Source organism: Xanthomonas hortorum, from assembly GCF_040279205.1.
In the GTDB taxonomy this organism is placed as follows: Bacteria; Pseudomonadota; Gammaproteobacteria; order Xanthomonadales; family Xanthomonadaceae; genus Xanthomonas; species Xanthomonas hortorum_F.
The window spans coordinates 37,196-53,769 of sequence record NZ_JBEOLS010000034.1; the positions used below are offsets into that span (position 1 = coordinate 37,196).

Annotated in this window: 11 protein-coding genes; 3 read left to right on the top strand and 8 right to left on the bottom strand. The window is 64.4% G+C overall.

All coding sequences use genetic code 11. The features are described from left to right. Positions 1 to 21: 21 nt before the first annotated feature. From ABS769_RS13965 to ABS769_RS13995, 7 genes are all read right to left on the bottom strand, one after another. Entirely contained in the window at positions 22 to 1,512 is a 1,491-nt protein-coding gene (locus ABS769_RS13965; protein ID WP_317060377.1) for an efflux transporter outer membrane subunit, read from the bottom strand. 4 nt (positions 1,513 to 1,516) lie between these two features. Further along, positions 1,517 to 3,103 carry an MDR family MFS transporter gene (locus ABS769_RS13970; protein ID WP_317060375.1) on the bottom strand — a complete coding sequence of 529 codons (1,587 nt, stop codon included), beginning with the start codon at positions 3,101 to 3,103 and terminating at the stop codon, positions 1,517 to 1,519. Then, positions 3,100 to 4,302, bottom strand: coding sequence for an HlyD family secretion protein (locus ABS769_RS13975; RefSeq protein WP_168957336.1), 1,203 nt, complete (start codon positions 4,300 to 4,302; stop codon positions 3,100 to 3,102). Before ABS769_RS13975 ends, ABS769_RS13970 begins: the two co-directional genes overlap by 4 nt. A gap of 198 nt (positions 4,303 to 4,500) precedes the next feature. Next, positions 4,501 to 5,616 (bottom strand): polyamine ABC transporter substrate-binding protein, encoded by a 1,116-nt coding sequence (locus ABS769_RS13980; protein ID WP_317060374.1) that lies wholly within the window; start codon positions 5,614 to 5,616, stop codon positions 4,501 to 4,503. 238 nt (positions 5,617 to 5,854) lie between these two features. Then, positions 5,855 to 7,222, bottom strand: coding sequence for an aspartate aminotransferase family protein (locus ABS769_RS13985; RefSeq protein ID WP_317060373.1), 1,368 nt, complete (start codon positions 7,220 to 7,222; stop codon positions 5,855 to 5,857). Positions 7,223 to 7,455: 233 nt separating this feature from the next. Next, positions 7,456 to 8,841, bottom strand: coding sequence for a glutamine synthetase family protein (locus ABS769_RS13990; RefSeq protein WP_317060372.1), 1,386 nt, complete (start codon positions 8,839 to 8,841; stop codon positions 7,456 to 7,458). Between the two features lie 6 nt (positions 8,842 to 8,847). Next, positions 8,848 to 9,603 (bottom strand): gamma-glutamyl-gamma-aminobutyrate hydrolase family protein, encoded by a 756-nt coding sequence (locus ABS769_RS13995; RefSeq protein ID WP_317060370.1) that lies wholly within the window; start codon positions 9,601 to 9,603, stop codon positions 8,848 to 8,850. Between the two features lie 162 nt (positions 9,604 to 9,765). Here ABS769_RS13995 and ABS769_RS14000 point away from each other — a divergent pair, with 162 nt between their 5' ends. From ABS769_RS14000 to ABS769_RS14010, 3 genes are all read left to right on the top strand, one after another. Then, complete coding sequence (locus ABS769_RS14000; RefSeq protein ID WP_317060369.1) at positions 9,766 to 11,145, top strand: glutamine synthetase family protein; 1,380 nt, start codon at positions 9,766 to 9,768, stop codon at positions 11,143 to 11,145. Further along, the gene (locus tag ABS769_RS14005) at positions 11,145 to 12,461 is read left to right on the top strand and encodes an NAD(P)/FAD-dependent oxidoreductase (protein ID WP_317060368.1); all 1,317 of its coding nucleotides are present in this window, start codon (positions 11,145 to 11,147) and stop codon (positions 12,459 to 12,461) included. The genes ABS769_RS14000 and ABS769_RS14005 overlap by 1 nt, the downstream gene beginning before the upstream one ends. A gap of 637 nt (positions 12,462 to 13,098) precedes the next feature. Next, positions 13,099 to 14,397 carry a diguanylate cyclase gene (locus tag ABS769_RS14010; protein WP_229010118.1) on the top strand — a complete coding sequence of 433 codons (1,299 nt, stop codon included), beginning with the start codon at positions 13,099 to 13,101 and terminating at the stop codon, positions 14,395 to 14,397. Positions 14,398 to 14,483: 86 nt separating this feature from the next. Here ABS769_RS14010 and ABS769_RS14015 read toward each other — a convergent pair whose 3' ends face one another. Next, entirely contained in the window at positions 14,484 to 15,791 is a 1,308-nt protein-coding gene (locus ABS769_RS14015; protein WP_268214837.1) for an MFS transporter, read from the bottom strand. Positions 15,792 to 16,574 lie beyond the last annotated feature (783 nt).

The window sequence follows — 16,574 nt, forward strand, 5'->3', positions numbered from 1 at the left end:
GCCCGCCGCATCAGGAATCGCTCAGCGCGCCTCCTGCGCCGATTCGCTCCATCCCAGGCCCAGGCTTTTCTGCAAGGCCACGTAGTTCACCAGCAACTGCACCTGCGCCTGCGCGGCGGCGTCCTGCGCGGATAGTTGCTGGCGTTGCACGTCGAGCAGGTCGATCGACGAGGTGGCACCGGCATCGCGCCGCTGCTGCATCAGCCCGGCCGAGCGCGTGGCCGAGGCTTCGGCCTGCCGCGCCACCACCAGTTGCTTGCGCGCCGAGCCGAAGCGCGCCAACGCGGAATTGGCGTCCTGCAACGCACCCAGCACGGCACCCTCGTACGCGGCCTCGCGGCCGGCATTGCCGGCACGCGCCTGCTCCACCTGGGCCTTGGTGCGGCCGAAATCGAAGATCGACCAGCGCAACATCGGCACCGCCAGCGTGGTCAAGGCGTCGGAATTGAAATCGCTGGGCGAGCCGGCCACCCAGCTCAGCCCGCCCAGCAAGGTCACCTGCGGGAAGTAGCCGTTCAATGCCTCGCCGATCTGCGCGCTGGAGGCAGCCAGCTCGCGTTCGGCCTTGCGCACGTCGGGGCGGCGACGGATCAACGCACCGGCATCGTCCACTCGCACCTGGGTGGGCAACATCGGCAAGGGCTGCGCTGTGCTCAATTGCGTATCCAGTGCACCGGGCTCGCGCCCGACCATCAACGCCAGCTGGTCCAATGCCTCCTGCGATTGCATGTCCAGCGGCAGGCGTTGCGCCTGTTGCTGCTGCACTTGCGTGGCGATCTGCTCGACCTGCAGATCCGAAGCAGCGCCTTGTTCGCGGCGCTGCTGGGTCAGCCGCAACGTCTGCCCGATCTTGTCGAGGTTGGCGTCGGCAATGGCCAAGCGCGCCTGCAGCCCGCGGTAGTTGAGATAGACCTGCCCGACTTCGGCAGCCAGCTGCACCTGCGCATCGGCCAGCTCGGCTTCGGAGGCCTGTGCCTGTGCCAGCGCACCTTCGGCGGCGCGACGGCGGCGGCCGAACAAATCCAGCTCCCAGCTGGCATCGAACCCGACGCTGTAGATCTGGGTCTTGTCCAGGCTCGCCTCTTCGCTGCCTGCGGCCGGCGGCTGGCTGTTCTGGCCATTCTGCAAGTTGCCGAGCGTATCGACGATGGTCTGCGGCGGCTCGGCATACGCGTACAACGCGCTGGCATTGAGCTTGGGCAGACGCTCGGCGCGACGCTGGCGTGCCAGTGCGCGGTTAGCCAACAACCGAGCCTGCGCGACACGCAGATTGGGGCTGTCGGCCAACGCCTGGGTGACCAGTTGGGTGAGCATCGGATCGTGCAGCTCCTCCCACCAGTGATTCAACGGCGCAGCGGCGACCACCTCGGCGCCACTGGCGCGATGCAATGCCGGCGCCTGCATGGCCGCATCGGCCACGACCGGCGCCTTGGTGTAGTTGGGGCCGAGCATGCAGCCGCCGAGCAGCACCGCGCTCAGCGCGGCTGCCAGCGGCATGCGGATCAGGCGCATGGAATCAGTGCATTGCAAGGTGCGCCCCCTTGGGTAACGGCTTGAGCAAAAAGGCCAACGGAATCGTGCAGACCACGATCACGCCGAAGATCCAGAACAGATCGCTATAGGTCATCACCAGCGCCTGCTGTTGCACCAGGCGCGCCAGCTGCGCGATCGAGCGGATCGCGCCCTCCGCACCGGCACTGCCCTGCATCTGCGCGGTCAGGCCAGAGAGAAAATCCTGCGCACGTGAGGCATTGGCAGTGATCGCGCTGCCGATGGTTTCGGTATGGAAGGTCATGCGGCGCTCCTGAAACGTGGAGATCAGCGCCAGGCCCACCGAGCCGCCCAGGTTGCGGCCGGCGTTGAACAAGCCCGATGCATCGCCGGCCAGCTCGGGCGGCACCGACGAAATCGCGGCCTGATTCAACGACATCATCGCCAGCGCCAATCCGCAGCCCTGCAGCAACTGGCCGGCGACAAAATGCATGCCTACGGTGTCGGCAGTCAGCGACAGATTGACGAAACAGGCCGCGGCAAAACAGATCAGCCCGGCGATCACCAGAATGCGCACATCCACCACTTCCAGCAGCTTGGGCATCATCGGCATCAGCAGCACGGTCGGCAGGCCCGACAACAGCAACACGTAGCCGGCCTGCTCGGTGTTGTAGCCGGAGATCACCGCCAGAAACTGCGGAATCATGTACATGACCCCGAACAGGATCATGCCCACCGCCATGATCATGACGAACACCGCGCCGAAGCTGCGATGCAGCAACAACGACAAGTGGATCACCGGCGGCCGTCGGCGAAATTGGGTAATCACCAGGGCGATGAATCCGCTCAGGGAGATCAGGCTCAGCATGTTGATCTCGCTGGATTCGAACCAGCGCTCGCGCTGGCCTTCTTCCAGCACCACGGTGAGCCCGCCCAGGCCGGCGGTGAGGCCGTAGATGCCCAACCAGTCGGCATCGAGCAGGCCGGCCCAATCGCCTTTTTCATGCTTCAACCCGAGCAGCAACAAGGCCACCAGACCAACGCAGATCGGCACGTTGATGAAGAACGCGTAGTGCCAGCTGACGTTTTCGGTGAGCCAGCCGCCCAGCAGCGGGCCGATCACCGGGCCCATGATCACGGTCATGCCGAACAAGGCGGTGCCCATGGTCTGCTGACTGGGCGGCAGGCGCGTGGCGACGATGGTCAGCGCGGTGGGAATCAACGCACCGCCGGCCAGGCCCTGCCCGACGCGGCCAATGATCATCATCGTCAACGAGGTCGACAAGCCGCATACCACCGAGAACGCGGTGAACATCACCGCGCAGATCAGCAGGAAGTTGCGCAGGCCCAGCGTGCGCACGAACCAGCCTGTGAGCGGGATCATGATGATCTCGGCGACCAGGTAGGCGGTGGAAATCCAGGTGCCTTCGGTACCGCTGGCGCCGACCTCGCCCTGGATGGTGGGCAGCGCCGCGTTGACGATGGAGATATCCAGCGTCGCCATGAACGAGCCGATGGTGCCGGCCAGTACCGCCAGCCAGGCGCCCGGTTCGGCCTTCTCGCGTTGGGCGCTGCCGCCGGCACGCGGGCCGGTGGCTGCGGCTGCGCTCATCGCGCGCGCTCCTGCGCCTGCACGCGATCGGATTCCTCCTCGGCCCGTTGCTTGGCGTCCTTGGCCGAGCGCGTATCCACCGTCACTTCGACCGACATGCCGGGCACCAGCACCTTGCGCGCCTCGTCACCGGCCAGCACGCGGATCCGTACCGGAATGCGCTGGACGACTTTAGTGAAGTTGCCGGTGGCGTTCTCCGGCGGCAGCAATGCGAATTGCGAACCGGTGCCCGGCGAGAGGCTTTCGATCTTGCCGTGCAGCTTCACGCCCGACAGCGCATCGACCTCGATCTCGGCCGGCTGGCCCGGACGCATCAGGCCGACCTGGGTTTCCTTGAAATTGGCGACCAGGTACAGCGATTGCTGCGGCACGATGGTCATGGTGCGGGTGCCGGCGCCGAGGAACTGGCCCACCTGCACGGTCTTGTCGCCGACCCGGCCACGGATGCGGCTGGTGAGGAGGGTGTCTTCCACCGCTACGCGGGCCTGGTCCGCATCGGCGGTGGCCTGCTTCACGCCGGCCTGCGCCTGTTCCAGCTGTGCGTTGCTGGCCAGGATCTGGCTCTGCGCGCCCTTGGCCTGGGCCTGCGCGGCGTCGTATTGGGCACGTGCGCGGGCCAGTTCGTGCTGCAGGCTTTCCTGATGTTCGTGAGTATCTGCACCCGAGGCGGCCAACGGGGCGAAGCGCTTCACTTCGGCCTGGGCGAATTTCAGGCTTGCTGCTGCCGAGGTCACCTGGCTACGCGCCTGCACCAGCGACGACTCCTGGCCGGACACGTTGGCAGTTGCCGCGGCGATATCGGCCTGGCGCGCGGCGATTGCGGCCTCGGCCTGCTGCAGGGTGGCCTGGTAGGTGCGGTCGTCGATCTGCAGCAGCGGCTGGCCGGCTTCCACGATCTGGTTGTCGCCCACCATCACCTTGGTCACATAGCCGCTGACGCGCGGCGCAACCGCCACCGAATCGGCCTGTAGATAGGCGTTATTGGTGCTCTGCATGTAGCGGCCCTTGATCAGGTAGTAGGCCAGCCACAGCGCCAGCAACACCACCACCAGCAGGCCGACCACGATCAGCGTCCACTTCACCTTGGGGTTCTTCAACGGCGAGGGCTTGGGCGGCTCCTGCTCATTGTGTGCAGCATTGCCTTGGGCATCCTGGGCCGAAGCCTGGCCGTCGTTGGACTGGTGATCGTGGTTGCTCAAAGTCAGGCGTCCTGTGTCGTGGGCGAGGCGCGCGCAACGACGTGCCGCAGCAGCGGTTCCGGCGAAGGCGGCGCAACCATACAATTATTTGAACCGCCCGGTACAGATTGCGTGACGAGCCTGGTCAGCTGCCGCTTGGACTGATTGGTTCTTTATCAAGACCTGGCTACGCGGCCGCGCCTTCACCCCGCCGCCGCCTCATCGACCAGTCTTGATCTCGGTCCACAGCCGTGTGTACAGCCGGTCCACTTCCGGCGGATTGATCGCATAGGTGAACATCTTGGAGGTCACCTCCGGCGGCGGGTAGATGGTGGAGTCGTTGCGGATCGCCGCATCCACCAGCGGCGTGGCAGTGCGCACCGGATTGGCGTAGTGGATGAAGTTGCTGTTGGCTGCAGCCACCTCCGGCTTCAACAGATAATTGATGAAGGCATAGGCGTTGTCGGGGTGCTTGGCGTCCTTGGGAATGGCCAGCATGTCGAACCACTGCGGCGCGCCTTCCTTCGGGATCGAATAGGCCACCTTGACGGTGTTGCCGGCCTCTACCGCGCGGTCGCGCGCCTGGATGATGTCGCCCGACCAGCCCACTGCAAGACAGGTGTTGCCGTTGGCCAGCGAGGTCACGTACTGGCTGGAGTGGAAGTTCTGCACATACGGGCGAATCGTCTTGATCAGCGCGGCGGCTTTTTCGATCTCCGCCGGCACCGTGCTGTGCGGATCCAGACCCAGATAATTGAGCGCGATCGGAATCATGTCCGAGGGCGTGTCGAGAATGGTGACGCCGCAGTCCTTCAACTTCGACAGATTTTCCGGCTTGAATACCAGATCCCAGCTGTTGGCGACCTCGGTGCTGCCGAAGATGGCCTTGAGCTTGTCCACGTTGTAGCCGATGCCGGTGGTGCCGATCATGTACGGCACGCCAAAGGCATTGCCCGGATCCTGCGCGGCGATGCGGCGCATGATGTCCGGATCCAGATTGACCAGGTTGGGGATCTTGCTCTTGTCCAGCGGCAGGAACACCCCGGCCTGGATCTGCCGGCCGAAGAAGCTCAGCGTGGGCACCACCACGTCGTAATCGCTGCCGCCGGCGAGCAGTTTGGCTTCCACCATCTCGTCGCTGTCGAACACGTCGTAGGTGACCTTGATGCCGCTGCTCTTTTCGAACGCGGGAATGGTGTCTTCGGCGATGTAGTCCGAATAGTTGTAGACGTTGAGCACTTTGGCTCGTGCGTCGGCGTTACCTGGCGCAGTGCCGCCGCCGCAGGCAGCCAACAAGGTGGTGGACAGCGTCAGGGCGAGCAGTCGCAACGTCATGTGGATCTCCAAAGCAGTGCGGTGATGGCAGGCCAGCGATGTGGCCGGCCGAGGTTCCAGCCTACGCATCGGGTTTCTGTTTGCCCAGCTTATTTCCCTGGCTTGCTGCGGCTATCGAAAACGACCGCGCGCTGCACCTGGCGGGCGCGGCCATTGAACGGGGTGGCATGCAGCATTCGACCATAGCGCCTTCTGCACGTTGTCCGCACCCGGCTGACGCGCGCGCGATGCGGGCCACTTATCTGCCCAGCGCCTGCGCGGTGTCTTCCAGCGCCGCCCAGGCCTTGTCGAACAGCTCATCGACCTGCTCGCAGGTGATGATCAATGGCGGCGACAGCAGCATGGCGTCATAGGTGGCGCGCAGGATCAGCCCGCGCCGCAGCGCGAAGTCGCGGCACAGCGCCCCCACCCGCCCGCGCTCGGGGAAATACATGCCGCGCTGGCGCTTGTCTGGCACCAGTTCCAGTGCGCCGACCAGCCCGGCGATGCGTGCCTCGCCCACCAGGCGATGTTCGCCCAGCTCGGCCCAGCGCTGCGCCAGATACGGCGCAATCCGGGTGCGCGCAGTCTCCACAATGCCCTCGTCCTGCAACAGCCGCACATTCTCCAACGCCACCGCCGCACACACCGGATGCCCGGAATAGGTGCCGCCATGCGCCAGCTCGCCGCCGTGCGTCTTGAGCACACCGGCCACGCGATCGTTGAACATTGCTGCCGCCAACGGGATATAGCCGGAGGTGATGCCCTTTGCGAGCGTCATCACATCGGGCTGGAAGCCGAAGTAATCCGCACCGAACCAGGCACCGGTACGGCCGAAGCCGCAGATCACTTCGTCGGCGACCAGCAGCACGTCGTAGCGCCGGCAGATGCGCTCGATTTCCGGCCAGTAACTGCGCGGCGGGATGTAGACCCCGATCGCACCCATGATCGGCTCGCCGATGAAGGCTGCCACGTTCTCGGGGCCGAGCTGCAGAATCTTTTCTTCCAAGCGGCGCGCTGCCAGCAGCCCGTATTCTTCGGGATCCATCTCACCGCCATCGCCGAAGTGATACGGCGGGGCGATGTGGTGGATATCGGGAATCGGCAAGCCGCCCTGCTTGTGCATGCCTTCCATGCCACCCAGGCTGGCACCGGCCATGGTGGTGCCGTGGTAGCCGTCGTGGCGGCCGATGAAGATGCGTTTTTCCGGCTGCCCCTGAACCGCCCAGAAGTGCCGCACCAGCCGCAGGATGGTGTCGTTGGACTCCGAGCCGGAGTTGGCGAAGAACGCATGGTTCAAATCGCCCGGCGTCAGCTCCGCCAGCTTGGCGGCCAGATGGATGGTGGGCTCGGTGGTGCACTGAAAGAAGCTGTTGTAGTACGCCAACTGCTCCATCTGCCGCGCCGCTGCCTGCGCCAGCTCCTTGCGCCCGTAGCCCACATTCACGCACCACAATCCGCCGAACGCATCCAGCAACTTGTTGCCGTCCGCATCCCACACATACACGCCCTGCCCGCGCGTCAGGATGCGCGTGCCCTTGTCGGCCAATGCCGCATTGTCATTGAACGGATGCAGGTGATGGGCGGCATCGAGTTGCTGCAAGGTTTTCAGTGCTTGCGGATCCATGGGCACTCCGGCTGCGGGGTATGTGCAGTCTACGGTCGATCGGCCGGGCACAAGATGCTTTCAGTGGCGCATGCCGAACAGGGAGTGAAAACGCGCGGTCGGGGCGCGGTGCGCAATGTCCAATGCGCGAGGCATCAGGCATCCTTATACGCCGTACCCTCATCCGCCCTTCGGGCACCTTCTCCCGATGGGAGAAGGGAATCGTGCGCGCCACACCAGGCGACTCGAACGCCTCAGACATTCAACAGCAAAAACTCCCGCTCCCACGAACTGATGACACGAAAGAACGTCTCGTATTCCTTCCGCTTCACCGAGATATAGGCGCGCACGAACCGCCGACCCAGCATCTCCTGCAATGCCTCACAGCCCTCCAACCCATCCAGGGCCTCACCCAGCGAGCGCGGCAGATCGTATCCCTGCTCCTTGCCGTTGCTGCTGATCGGCGCAGTAGGTTCCAGCTTTTCGCGGATGCCCAATAACCCGCACGCCAAGGTCGCTGCCATCGCCAGATACGGATTGGCATCTGAGCCGGCAAAGCGGCTTTCCACACGCATGTTGTGCGGGGTGTCGATCGGCACGCGTAGCCCGCAGGTGCGATTGTCGAACCCCCACAGCACATTGCTTGGCGACACCTCGCCGAACATCAATCGCCGGTAGGAATTGACGTTGGGCGCCAGCAACCCCATCGCCATCGGAATGTATTTCTGCAGACCACCGAGATAATGCGCAAAGGTGTCGCTGAAACCGCCTTCGCGCTTGCCGCTGAACACATTCTTGCCAGTGCCGGTATGCAACAGGCTCTGGTGGATATGCATCGCACTGCCCGGCTCAGTCTCCATGGGTTTGGCCAGAAACGTGGCGTACACGCCATGCCGCAACGCGGCCTCGCGCATGGTGCGCTTGAACATGAAGACCTGATCGGCACGCGACAGCGCGTCGGCATGGGTGAAGTTGACCTCCAGCTGCGCCGCGCCGGATTCGTGGATCAAGGTATCCACGTCCAGTTCCATCGCATCGCAGTAGTCGTACATCAGATCCAGGATCGGGTCGAACTCGTTGACCGCATCGATCGAATACGACTGCCGCGCGGTTTCCGGGCGACCGGAGCGCCCCGCCGGCGGCAGCAACGGGAAATCCGGGTCGGTGTTCTTCTGCACCAGAAAGAATTCCAGCTCCGGCGCCACCATTGGTTGCAGCTTCACCTCGGCATAGGCGTCCAGCACGCGGCGCAACACGTTGCGCGGCGCAAGCTCGTGCGGCTGCCCATCCTTGGTGTAGCAGTCGTGGATGACCTGCGCGGTGGGGTCGGCGGCCCACGGCACCATGCGCACGGTGGAGGCGTCCGGGCGCAGGTGCATGTCCGAATCCGATGGCGAGGTCAGCTCGTAATAATCGTCCGGGAAATCGCCGGTGACGGTGGTGGCGAAGATGCCTTCCGGCAGACGGGTGCCGTAGTCGTGCGAGAACTTGTCGGCGGGGATGATCTTGCCGCGTGCGTTGCCGGTGATGTCCGGCACCAGGCACTCCACCTCGGTGATGTTGCGCTCCTTGAGCCAGCGGCGCAGCGCGCTCTCCGGCTGCTTGGGCGTGGATGTGCGCGAACGTGTGCGGATGGACATGCAACCTCACTGACCGCGTTGAGCGGCGTATTGACGACAGGCCTCGCCGAAGGCCTGAAAGATGGCACGGTAGAACGGATGCTGTGTGACACGCCACTCCGGATGCCATTGCACCGCGAGCAAAAAGCCCGGCCCGGCGCCGCTAAAGGCTTCGATCAGGCCATCCGGTGCAGTGGCTTCGACCACCAGCCCATCGCTGAGCTTCGCAATCCCCTGCCCGTGCAACGAATTCACCCACACCTGCGCGGTCTCGCTCATGCCGGCCAACCAGCCGCCGGCTTGCAGCTGCACCAGATGCGCCGGGCCGTATTGCGTGTCCAGCGGTGCGCTGCGGTCTTCGCGATGATCGGCCAGGCCGGGCACCTCCTGCACGCGTTGATGCAAGCGCCCGCCCAGCGCCACGTTGACCTCCTGCAGGCCGCGGCAGATCGCCAGCACCGGCAGGCCACGTGCAAGCGCCTGCGGGATCAGGCCAAGGATGGTGGCATCGCGTGCGGGATCATGCAGGTTGCCTTCCCAACTGGGCTCGTCGCTGTAGTGATGCGGTTCGACATTGCTCACCGCACCGGTCAGTAACAGGCCATCCAACCGGTCCAGCCACAGGCCTGCCTCCAGCGTGGGCTGCAGGCTCGGCAGCAACACCGGCATCGCGCCCGCCGCCTCCACCACCGCGCGAATGTATTTTTCGCCAGCGGCCAGAAACGGATGCGGCCCTTGCTGGATGCGATCGGTCGGCAACCCGACCAGTGGAACGACAGCCATGCAGACATCCCGGTGTAGAGCGTTGAACGTCAGGTGCAATGCACTTGCGATGCAGCCGAACTTACCGCGCCGCCGCACGCATTGCCAAGCGCAACGCGACTGCGGTTGCGACTGCTCACGCAGGCTTTGCTAGGCTGGGCGGCGACTTCGCAGGTGGTGCCCATGGCTTCCGAAAACTTCGCCGCGTCCTTGCCTGCTGCCGATGCCGCCACGCTGGCGCGCATCGATGGCTGCGAATCGGTCGACCTGCTGCTGCCCGACACCAACGGCGTACTGCGTGGCAAACGTGTGACAGGCGAGGCGCTGGGCAAGATCTATCGCGATGGCGTGTGCCTGCCGATGTCGCTGATCGCCACCGACATCACCGGCAATACCGTGGAAGAAACCGGGCTGGGCTACGCCATCGGCGATGCCGACCGCATCTGCCGGCCGATCGAAGGCTCGCTGCGCCCGGTGCCGTGGGCACCGCAGCCGATGGCGCAGCTGCTGCTGGCGATGCACAACCCCGACGGCAGCGTGTTCGAGGTCGCACCACGCGCGGTACTGCAGCGTGTGTTGCGTGGCTTTGCCGCGCTCGGCCTGACCCCGGTGATCGCGGTGGAACTGGAGTTCTATCTGTTCGACGCGGTGGCCGATGCGCAGGGGCGTCCGCAGACCCCGCGCGATCCGGTCACCGGTGAGCGCAGCGACAGCACCCAGGTGTATTCGCTGCAGGACCTGGACGACCAGCGCGGCTTCACCGACGCGGTCACCGCCGCCTGCCGGCAACAAGGCATCCCCGCCGACACCGCAGTGGCCGAATACGCACCCGGCCAGTTCGAAATCAACCTGCAACATCGCGCCGACGCGGTGACCGCCTGCGACGAGGCACTGCTGCTCAAACGCACCATCAAGGCGATCGCGCAGCAGCAGAGCAAGCTCGCCAGCTTCATGGCCAAGCCCTTCCCCGGCCAGGCCGGCAACGGGCTGCATCTGCACGTGAGCGTGCTCGATGCCGACGGTCGCAACGTGTTTGCCAGTCATGCCGATGCGCCGGCAGATAGCCTGCGCCACGCCATCGCCGGGCTGCAGCGGCATGCGGATGCCTCGCTGCTGGTGTTCGCACCGCACGCCAATAGTTATCGACGCTTCGTCAGCAATGCCTTCGTGCCCTTGGATGCGAGCTGGGGCTTCAACAATCGCACCGTGGCGCTGCGCATCCCGCATAGCGACGCACGCAATACCCGGATCGAACACCGCATCGCCGGCGCGGACGCCAATCCGTATCTGGCCGCCGCCGCGGTGCTCGCCGCCATGCTGGATGGCCTGCAACACCCCGCCGAGCCGACTGCGCCAGTCACCGGCAATGCCTATGCGCAGTCGGTGTTCCAGCCACGCACCTGGCAAGGCGCAGTCGATGCATTTGGCGCCAGCCCTTTCATCGGCGAGCAGTTCGGCAGCCAGTTCCAGCATGTGTTCGGCCAGCAGAAACAACGCGAATTGCTCGACTACCAGGCGCTGGTGCCGGATCTGGATTACGCCCGGTATCTGCGGACCGTGTGATGGGCACCCCGGCCACATCACTGCAAGACACCGACACGCCGGGCAACGGCTACCCTGACAGTTGGTACGCGCGCAGCACGCCCGCCTTGCCGGAGCAGCCGCGCCTGCAAGGCGTTGAACGCGCCGATGTCTGCATTCTCGGCGCCGGCTACACCGGCCTCACTGCGGCCCTGGCCCTGGCCGAGGCCGGCTACAAGGTCATCGTGCTGGAAGCCAGGCGCATCGGCTGGGGCGCGTCCGGGCGCAACGGCGGCCAGGCCATCGTGGGCTACGGCTGCGAGCAGGAAACCCTGGAAGCGCTGGTCGGCGATGCCGACGCGCGGCTGTTGTTCGACTTCTCACGCGACGGCATGCGCCTGCTGCGCGCGCGCATCGAGCGTCATGCCATCGCCTGCGACTGGCGCGACGGCCACGCCCACGTGCCTCTGAAACCGCGCCAGGTGCATGCCCTGCAGCACGGCATCGTGCGCATGGCCGAGCGCTACGACTACCCGCTGGAATGGTGGGACCGCGCCCGCACCCGGCAGGTACTGGACAGCCCGCTGTATCTGGGCGCGATGTTCGACCCGGCCAGCGGCCATCTGCACCCACTGGCCTACGCGCTCGGTCTGGCCCGCGCGGCGCTGGCGGCCGGCGTGCGCATCTACGAAGGCTCGGCGGTGACCCGGCAGGAGTACGGCGACCGCGTGGTGATGCACACCGCCCAGGGCAGCGTCAGCGCCGACTTCGGCGTGATTGCCGGAAACGCCCTGCTACACGGCATTTCTGCATCGTTGGAGCGCCACATCATGCCGGTGGGCACCTATGTAGGCGCAACCCCGCCGCTGGGCGAGGCTCGCGCACGCGCCTTGATCGCCAACGACATGGCCGTGGCCGATACCAATTGGGCGCTGGACTATTACCGGCTCAGCGCCGACCACCGGCTGCTGTTCGGCGGCCGCGCCAGTTATTCCTCGCGCCCGCCGCCCGGCTTGAACCGCTTGATGACGCAGCGCATGCACACGGTGTTCCCGCAGCTGCGCGGCGTGCCGCTGGAAACGCTGTGGGGCGGCTACGTGGACATCTCGCGCAACCGCGCCCCGCACTGGGGCCGGCTGGCGGCCAATGTGTATTTCGCGCAGGGTTTCTCCGGCCATGGCGTGGCAGCCACCGGCCTTGCCGGTCATGTCATCGCCGAGGCCATCACCGGTCAGAGCCAACGTCTGGACGTGTTCGAGCGCATCCCGCATCTGCCCTTCCCTGGCGGACGGCTCATGCGTACTCCCTTGCTGGTGGCGGCGATGAGCTGGTACCGGCTACGCGATGCGCTGTGGTGATCTGGGCCCAAGAGCGGCTGACCAAACTACTTCACGTTGTTCGATTGCAGAGCTGCTGAGCTGCTGAGCTGCGACTTGGCTGCAGGGTCCTTGCCCGCCCCCCATCGCAGGACACGCTGCAAGTACGTCCTTGTAAGCTCTTACGCGGCATCCATGCCGCGTAAGGTCCCGCGACGGTGGGCGGGCAAGGACCAGTCAAGATGGTCGGTGTGCATGGTGCAAGCAATGCCTTACGTGGGTTGCTTAGATAACGGCACGCCTGATTCATCTTCTCAATGTAAGCCGAGCGATGGACAAGCTTTAAGAAAGCAACCGACAAACTCTCTGGTGCGGTGTCCTCACCGATTGCGGGACCGTGTGGCGGCATGGATGCCGCCACCGAGCCTACATGGACGTACTTGCGGCGTGTCCCGCGAGCGGTGAGGGCACCGCGCCCTCGACCCACGCAGCGTTTGATCTGGACCTCTGACTGCATCCGCCAAGATGCGGCCGACAAAACCACTGCACTCACTGACAGGCGCTCGCTCGCTAGGTCTTGTTAGCCACTCTTAGTCTTCGCCACTTTGAGACGAAGCGCTCAAGTTTTGGCGAGCAGAGCCGTTAGCTGGTATGACGGTTCGATCCGCACGGCTAACCGATGTCCCCAGGCACCTTACATCGCAATAGTGAAAGCGCAGTCTTGCCGCAACGCGTGTTGCTGGTGGAAAACTCGCGCACGTTCACCAGCATGCTGCGCGAAGCCATCGAGCAACGCGTGGAACTGCCCGTGACGGTTGTCTCGACCCTGGCCGAAGCAGCACGCGTACTCGACGAAGAAGATGGTTGGTTCCTGGTCCTGACCGGGCTGGTGCTGGTGGATGGCGACCGCGACAAGGTCGTGGAATTTTTCCTTTCGCGCAAACTGCCCACCGTGGTGGTCAGCGGCGTCTACGACGAGGATCTGCGCCAGCGCGTGCTGCAGCAGCAGATCATCGATTACGTGCTCAAAAATGCGCCAGGTGCGATCGAATATCTGGCCTGGCTGGTGCAGCGCCTGGAGCGCAATCGGCGTATCGCCGCGCTGGTGGTGGACGACTCCTTGTCTGCGCGTACCTATGCCGGCGCATTGCTGTCGATGTACGGCTACCGCGTGGTGCTCGCTGCCGATGGTGCCTCTGGCCTGCAGGCGATCGAGCGCGACCCCGGCATTCGCCTGACTATCGTCGATCAGGAAATGCCCGGCATGGAAGGCGTGGAATTCACCCGCCGGCTGCGTGCGATCCGCTCGCGCGACAAGGTTGCAGTGATCGGCATTTCCGGCAACAGCGATTCGTCGCTGATCCCGCGTTTTCTCAAGAACGGCGCCAACGATTTTTTGCGCAAACCCTTCTCGCGCGAAGAATTCTTCTGCCGCGTGTCGCAGAACGTGGACCAGCTGGAACTGATCGGCACGCTGCAGGACCTGGCCACCCGGGACTTCCTCACCGGCCTGCCCAACCGGCGCTATTTTCTGGAACAGAGCCAGCGGGTAATCCCCGCCTTGCTGTCGCAGGACCAGACGGTGACTGCGGCCATGGTGGATATCGACCACTTCAAACATATCAACGACACCTGGGGCCACGAAGCCGGCGACCAGGCATTGCGTGCGGTGGCCGCCTCGGTCTCCGGGCATGCGCGGCCGCAGGATCTGGTGGCGCGCTTCGGCGGCGAAGAATTTTGCTTGCTGGTGCCGGGGCTGGATGTCGCCAACGCCAGCGACTATTTCGAAACCTTGCGTGAGCGCATCAGCGCCTTGCGCGTGCGCGTGGGCGACGAAACGCTGAGCATGACGGTCAGCATCGGCGTGTGCATCGCCAGCGAAGGCGACCAGTCGCTGCATCATCTGTTGAACGAGGCGGACAAGCACCTGTATCTGGCCAAGGCCGGCGGTCGCAATCAGGTCCGTCTGGCAGTCTGATCGAGGCCGGCTGAGCCGCGCAGCAAGCGCCTGCCGGCATGCAATCAAGCATGATCGATAGCGCTTCATCGCGCGCCAGCGCGCTCCTACACGAACGGATGTGCTTCGCTGGAACGGCGCCGCATCGCACGCGCCGCGATCAACGCCAACAGACTCAGCACCGCAGCGCCCCCCAAATACTGCCCGACCGCCTGCACGCCATAACGTGCGGCCAGTTGCGTGGCCACATACGGCGCCGGCGCCGCACCCAGAATGCTGGCCAGATTGAACGACAATGAGGCGCCGGTGTAACGCACCTCGGTGGGATACAACTCGGCCAGCAGCGTGCCGCAGGGGCCGTAGGTCAATCCCATGAAAAAGAAGCCCAACCCCAGGAAGATCAACACCTGCAACGGATGATTGGCCTGAAACAGCGGCGCAAATGCCAGCCCGAACGCAATGATCGCGATGCTGGCCAGCATCATCGCCAGCGGTGCACCATGGCGATCACCAAACTTGGCCGAAAGCGGAATGCCGATCGCGAAAAAGACGATACCGGCCATCTGCAGCAGCAGAAACTGCTCCTTGTCGTAGCCCAGCGTCTTGGTACCGTAACCCAGCGCGAACACCGTCATCAGATAGAACAGCACAAAGGTGGCGAACGCACCCAGCGTACCGATGATCAAGGCCGGCCAGTGCTGAGTGATCACCGTGCCCAATGGCAGGCGTACGCGTGTTTTGTGGTCCAGGGTCTTCTGGAAATCGGGTGTCTCGGTGATGCTCAGGCGCACCCACAAGCCGGTCAGCACCAGTAATGCACTGGCCAGAAAGGGCACACGCCAGCCCCATTGCATGAACTGTGCATCGTCGAGCACTGCGCCCATGCCCAGGAAGGTGCCAGTGGACAATAGAAAGCCCAGCGGCGCGCCCAGCTGCGGAAACATGCCGTACCACACGCGTTTGCCCGGCGGCGCGTTTTCGGTGGCAAGCAAGACCGCCCCGCCCCATTCGCCGCCCAGGCCCAGCCCCTGGCCGAAGCGACACAACGCCAACAATGCAGGCGCAAACACGCCGATCTGCGCGTAGCTGGGCAGCAAGCCGATCGCCACCGTGGACAAGCCCATCGTCAGCAGCGCCGCCACCAACGTGGCCTTGCGCCCGACCCGATCGCCGAAGTGGCCGAACACGGCCGAGCCCACCGGCCGCGCGACAAATGCGACGGCAAATGTCGCCAGCGACTGCAGCATCGCGGCGCTGCCATCGCCGGCCGGAAAGAACAAGGTCGGGAACACCAGCACTGCGGCAGTGGCGTAAATATAGAAATCGAAAAACTCGATGGTGGTGCCGATCAAACTGGCGAACAGCACGCGCGCAGGCGAATTGATGGGCGAAGCAAGCGGCGCGGCAGCGGTCATTGTTGATCGGCATCCAGACAAGACAAGACGGCCGATTCTGGCAGATTGCAGCAGCAGTTTGCGCGGACCAACCGGCCTGGGAAAAGTTACAGGCGTGACCGTCCGCTCTGTGGCGGCAGGGCTGTGAGATCTCGGTTGAAGCGGTGAAGGAGTGCGGATAGATCACTTGCAGAGCGGATGATCTTCGGCTTGGCTGCAAGGCCCTTGCCCGCCCAGCATCGTGGGACACACGGAAAGTTAGGAGCGTTTGGACGATGCAGATAGATCGCTTGTAGAGCCGATGATCTTTGGCCTGGCTGCAGGGCCCTTGCCCGCCCACCATCGCGGGACACGCCGCAAGTACATCCATGTAGGCTCTTACGCGGCATCCATGCCGCGTAAGGTCCCGCGACGGTAGGCGGGCAAGGACCAGTCGAGAATGTCGGTGTGCATGGTTTTCAATAAAACAGCCGGCAAACTTTCTGGTGCGGTGTCCTCACCGATTGCGGGACCGTGTGGCGGCATGGATGCCGCCACCGAGCCTCCATGGACGGATTCACGGCGTGTCCCGCGGGCGGTGAGGACACCGCGCTCTCGACTAACCAGGCTCTTGACGTAAGCATTTGACTGCATCTATGACGATGCACCGACTCGAAAGATTGGTTGGCTTTGAGTAGTTGGACGATGCAGATAGATCGCTTGTAGAGCCGATGATCTTTGGCCTGGCTGCAGGGCCCTTGCCCGCCCACCATCGCGGGACACGCCGCAAGTACATCCATGTAGGCTCTTACGCGGCATCCATGC

What these genes read in the sequence shown, in the direction of transcription:
- ABS769_RS13965 (WP_317060377.1), bottom strand. Translation starts at nt 1,512, where the DNA reads ATGCGCCTGATCCGCATGCCGCTGGCAGCCGCGCTGAGCGCGGTGCTG.
- ABS769_RS13970 (WP_317060375.1), bottom strand. Translation starts at nt 3,103, where the DNA reads ATGAGCGCAGCCGCAGCCACCGGCCCGCGTGCCGGCGGCAGCGCCCAA.
- ABS769_RS13980 (WP_317060374.1), bottom strand. Translation starts at nt 5,616, where the DNA reads ATGACGTTGCGACTGCTCGCCCTGACGCTGTCCACCACCTTGTTGGCT.
- ABS769_RS13985 (WP_317060373.1), bottom strand. Translation starts at nt 7,222, where the DNA reads ATGGATCCGCAAGCACTGAAAACCTTGCAGCAACTCGATGCCGCCCAT.
- ABS769_RS13990 (WP_317060372.1), bottom strand. Translation starts at nt 8,841, where the DNA reads ATGTCCATCCGCACACGTTCGCGCACATCCACGCCCAAGCAGCCGGAG.
- ABS769_RS13995 (WP_317060370.1), bottom strand. Translation starts at nt 9,603, where the DNA reads ATGGCTGTCGTTCCACTGGTCGGGTTGCCGACCGATCGCATCCAGCAA.
- ABS769_RS14000 (WP_317060369.1), top strand. Translation starts at nt 9,766, where the DNA reads ATGGCTTCCGAAAACTTCGCCGCGTCCTTGCCTGCTGCCGATGCCGCC.
- ABS769_RS14005 (WP_317060368.1), top strand. Translation starts at nt 11,145, where the DNA reads ATGGGCACCCCGGCCACATCACTGCAAGACACCGACACGCCGGGCAAC.
- ABS769_RS14010 (WP_229010118.1), top strand. Translation starts at nt 13,099, where the DNA reads ATGTCCCCAGGCACCTTACATCGCAATAGTGAAAGCGCAGTCTTGCCG.
- ABS769_RS14015 (WP_268214837.1), bottom strand. Translation starts at nt 15,791, where the DNA reads ATGACCGCTGCCGCGCCGCTTGCTTCGCCCATCAATTCGCCTGCGCGC.